This window comes from Kytococcus sp. HMSC28H12 (genome assembly GCF_001816045.1).
Lineage (GTDB): Bacteria > Actinomycetota > Actinomycetes > Actinomycetales > Dermatophilaceae > Kytococcus > Kytococcus schroeteri.
Genome location: NZ_KV824313.1, coordinates 1 through 3,574, shown reverse-complemented (window position 1 = coordinate 3,574; position 3,574 = coordinate 1). Strand labels below are relative to the sequence as shown.

The window sequence follows — 3,574 nt, the reverse complement described above, 5'->3', positions numbered from 1 at the left end:
CGGTGCCGTCGACGCCCCGGGCGCCGACGGCACCGCCGTGTCCGGGGCGGTGGATCGGGCCACCGTCGCCACGGCCGTGCGCTACTGCCTCGAGGAGCTGGGTGCCCGCGTGCCGGGCCGCTCGGTGGAGGTGAGGGTGCCGCCCTTCGGCGTGGTGCAGTGCGTGGAGGGATCCACCCACCGCCGGGGTACGCCGCCGGCCGTGGTGGAGATGGACGCGACCACCTGGCTGGGGCTGGCCACCGGGCGCCTCGCCTGGGCCGATGCGGTGGGCTCGGGGGCCGTGCAGGCCTCCGGCCAGCGCGCCGACCTCTCGCCGCACCTGCCCCTGGCCTGAGCTCCGCACCCCCGGCCTGAACTCCGCACCGGTGCTGAACTCGACTGTCGAGTTCCGCACCGGTGCTGAACTGGGGACGGTGTCAGGCCGAGATCCGCACCGGTGCTGAACTGGGGGACGGTGTCAGGCCGAGATCCGCACCGGTGCCGTGTTGGCGGGAGGGACGGTCAGCGGCGGCGCTGGGCGACCGCGTCGGCCATCACGAAGAGCAGCCCGCCGAGCACCAGCCCGGTGGCGCCGAACATCACCGCGAGGAAGCCGAAGGACCGCCCGGAGGAGTACATGGCGTCCGACGGGCCGAGCACGGTGGCCAGACCGGCCAGGGCGATGCCCAGCACCGTGCCGATGAGCAGGAAGGGCAGCAGCCGGGGCTCGCGGCGCACGCGTGCTGCGGCCCGCTCCGGGGAGCCGCCGGGGTGGCGGTCCGCGGGCCTGGGCGAGGGGGTCTGGGCGGGGTCCGGGTCGTCGTGCTGCACGGGGCAACGGTACGCGGAGTCCGACGGACCGGGCGGCGGCCCCCACCCCGTCCCCTCGTGGGAGGATGTGTCCCGTGATGCGAGGTGACGGACGGCTCAACCACGACCTGCTGCCCGACGAGGCGCTGCCCCAGGACGAGTGCGGGGTGTTCGCCGTCTGGGCCCCCGACGAGGACGTGGCCACCCTGACCTACTACGGCCTCTACGCGCTGCAGCACCGCGGGCAGGAGTCGGCGGGCATCGCGGTGTCCAACGGGTCGTCGCTGCTGGTCTACAAGGACATGGGCCTGGTCTCCCAGGTCTTCGACGACAAGGTGCTCGGCCCGATGCGCGGGCACATGGCCATCGGCCACACCCGCTACTCCACCACCGGCGCCTCGGTGTGGGAGAACGCGCAGCCCACCCTGGCCGGCACCGACGACCGCACCCTGGCGCTGGCGCACAACGGCAACATCATCAACTCCGCCGAGATGCTCGACCGCCTCACCGAGATGCTCGACGGCGACGTGAGCCGCGCCGCCGGCGAGCTCGGCCGCGGCAGCACCACCGACACCGCCATCCTCTCGGCACTGCTCGCCACCGGCGAGGGCTCCGTCATCGACCGCGCGATGCGGGTGCTGCCCACCGTGCGCGGCGCCTTCTCGCTGGTCTTCCTCGACGAGAACCGCCTCTACGCCGCCCGTGACCCGCAGGGCGTGCGCCCGCTGGTGATCGGCCGCCTCAGCCGCGGCTGGGTGGTGGCCTCCGAGACCGCGGCCCTGGACATCGTGGGCGCCAGCTACGTCCGCGAGGTGGCCCCCGGTGAGCTCATCGCCATCGACGAGGACGGCATCGACACCCGCTCCTTCGCAGAGCCGTCGCCCAAGGGCTGCGTGTTCGAGTACGTGTACCTGGCCCGCCCGGACACGCGCATCGCCGGCCGCGAGGTGTACGACGCCCGCGTGGACATGGGGCGTGCCCTGGCGCGCCGGCACCCGGTGGAGGCCGACATGGTCATGCCGGTGCCCGAGTCGGGCGTGCCCTCGGCCATCGGGTACGCCGAGGAGTCCGGCATCCCCTACGGCCTGGGCCTGGTGAAGAACTCCTACGTGGGCCGCACCTTCATCGCCCCCACGCAGACCATCCGCCAGCTGGGCATCCGGCTCAAGCTCAACCCGCTCAAGCACGTCATCGCCGGCAAGCGCCTGGTGGTGGTGGACGACTCCATCGTGCGCGGCAACACCCAGCGGGCGCTGGTCAAGATGCTCCGCGAAGCGGGCGCCGCCGAGGTGCACGTGCGCATCAGCTCCCCGCCCGTGCAGTGGCCGTGCTTCTACGGCATCGACTTCGCCACCCGCGCCGAGCTGGCGGCGGCCAACATGTCCGTGGAGGAGATCTGCGGCTCCATCGGCGCCGACTCGCTGGGGTACGTCGACACCGAGGACATCGTGACGGCCTCCCACCAGCCGGCGGACCGCCTGTGCACCGCCTGCTTCACCGGCGACTACCCCATCCCGCTGCCCACGGACGGCCGCACCGGCAAGGAGTGGCTCGACCTCGAGCGGGCAGCCCGCTCCACCGACCCGACCACCGTCGGCACCCAGCAGGTCCGAGACTTCGCCCAGAACCCCGGAAGGCCGTGATGACTGAGCAGCCCACCCCCCAGCCGACCACCGGCATCACCTACGCCTCGGCGGGCGTGGACACCGAGGCCGGTGACCGCGCCGTGGAGCTCATGAAGGCCTCCGTGGCCCGCGCCACCCGCCCCGAGGTGGTGGGCGGTCTCGGTGGCTTCGCCGGGCTCTTCGACGCCTCCGCCCTGCGCGGGATGGAGCGTCCGCTGCTCACCACCTCCACCGACGGGGTGGGCACCAAGATCGCCATCGCCCGGGCGCTGGACGTGCACGACACCATCGGTCAGGACCTCGTGGCGATGGTGGTGGACGACATCGTGGTCTGCGGTGCCGAGCCGCTGTTCATGACCGACTACATCGCCACCGGCTCGGTGGAGCCCGAGCGCATCGCGGCGATCGTCTCCGGCATCGCGCGGGGCTGCGAGCTGGCCGGCGTGGCGCTGGTGGGCGGCGAGACCGCCGAGCACCCGGGTCTCATGGCACCTGACGAGTACGACTTGGCCGGCGCCGCGACCGGTGTGGTGGACGCTGCCGACGTGCTCGGCCCGGACCGAGTGCGGGAGGGTGACGCGGTGCTGTGCATCGCCTCCTCGGGCCTGCACTCCAACGGCTTCTCCCTGGTGCGCCGCGTGGTGGAGCACGCCGGGCTGCGGCTCGAGGACGAGGTGCCCCAGTTCGGGCGCACGCTCGGCGAGGAGCTGCTGGAACCCACCCGCATCTACACGCTGCCGCTGCTGGAGCTGGTGCGCGCCACCGAGGTGCACGCCCTGAGCCACGTCACTGGCGGGGGCCTGGCGGCCAACCTGGCCCGCGTGCTGCCGCAGGGCGTTTTCGCCGCGCTGGACCGCTCCACCTGGGCGCCGGCGCCGGTCTTCGAGGCCATCCGGGCCTGGGGTGGTGTGGCCCGGGCCGACCTGGAGAAGACCCTCAACCAGGGCGTCGGCTTCGTGGCTGTGCTGCCGCAGGACTCCGTGGACGAGGCGGTGCGCATCCTGGGGCGTCACGGCATCGACGCGTGGGTGGCCGGCGAGGTGCACGGCTCGGCCGAGGCGGGGCTGGGTGCGCGTGCCACGGCCGCGGACTGGGTGACCGAGGCGAAGGGCGTGGCCGGCGGTGCAGCGGCCCTGGTGGGCGAGCACGCCTGACCG

The 3,574-nt window shown here is 73.4% G+C and carries 4 protein-coding genes; 3 read left to right on the top strand and 1 reads right to left on the bottom strand.

Annotated elements, in window-relative coordinates:
- The first annotated feature begins 37 nt into the window (after positions 1 to 37).
- Positions 38 to 337, top strand: a complete 300-nt coding sequence (locus tag HMPREF3099_RS02405) for a sterol carrier family protein (RefSeq protein ID WP_070703612.1) — start codon at positions 38 to 40, stop codon at positions 335 to 337.
- A gap of 167 nt (positions 338 to 504) precedes the next feature.
- Here HMPREF3099_RS02405 and HMPREF3099_RS02400 read toward each other — a convergent pair whose 3' ends face one another.
- Positions 505 to 813: a hypothetical protein gene (locus tag HMPREF3099_RS02400; RefSeq protein WP_070703610.1), complete on the bottom strand. Its 309-nt coding sequence runs from the start codon at positions 811 to 813 to the stop codon at positions 505 to 507.
- Between the two features lie 74 nt (positions 814 to 887).
- Between HMPREF3099_RS02400 and purF the strand changes: the two genes are divergently transcribed.
- Positions 888 to 2,435, top strand: coding sequence for an amidophosphoribosyltransferase (purF, locus tag HMPREF3099_RS02395; protein WP_070703608.1), 1,548 nt, complete (start codon positions 888 to 890; stop codon positions 2,433 to 2,435).
- Positions 2,435 to 3,571 carry a phosphoribosylformylglycinamidine cyclo-ligase gene (gene purM / locus HMPREF3099_RS02390; protein WP_070703606.1) on the top strand — a complete coding sequence of 379 codons (1,137 nt, stop codon included), beginning with the start codon at positions 2,435 to 2,437 and terminating at the stop codon, positions 3,569 to 3,571. The genes purF and purM overlap by 1 nt, the downstream gene beginning before the upstream one ends.
- The last annotated feature ends 3 nt before the right edge of the window (positions 3,572 to 3,574 follow it).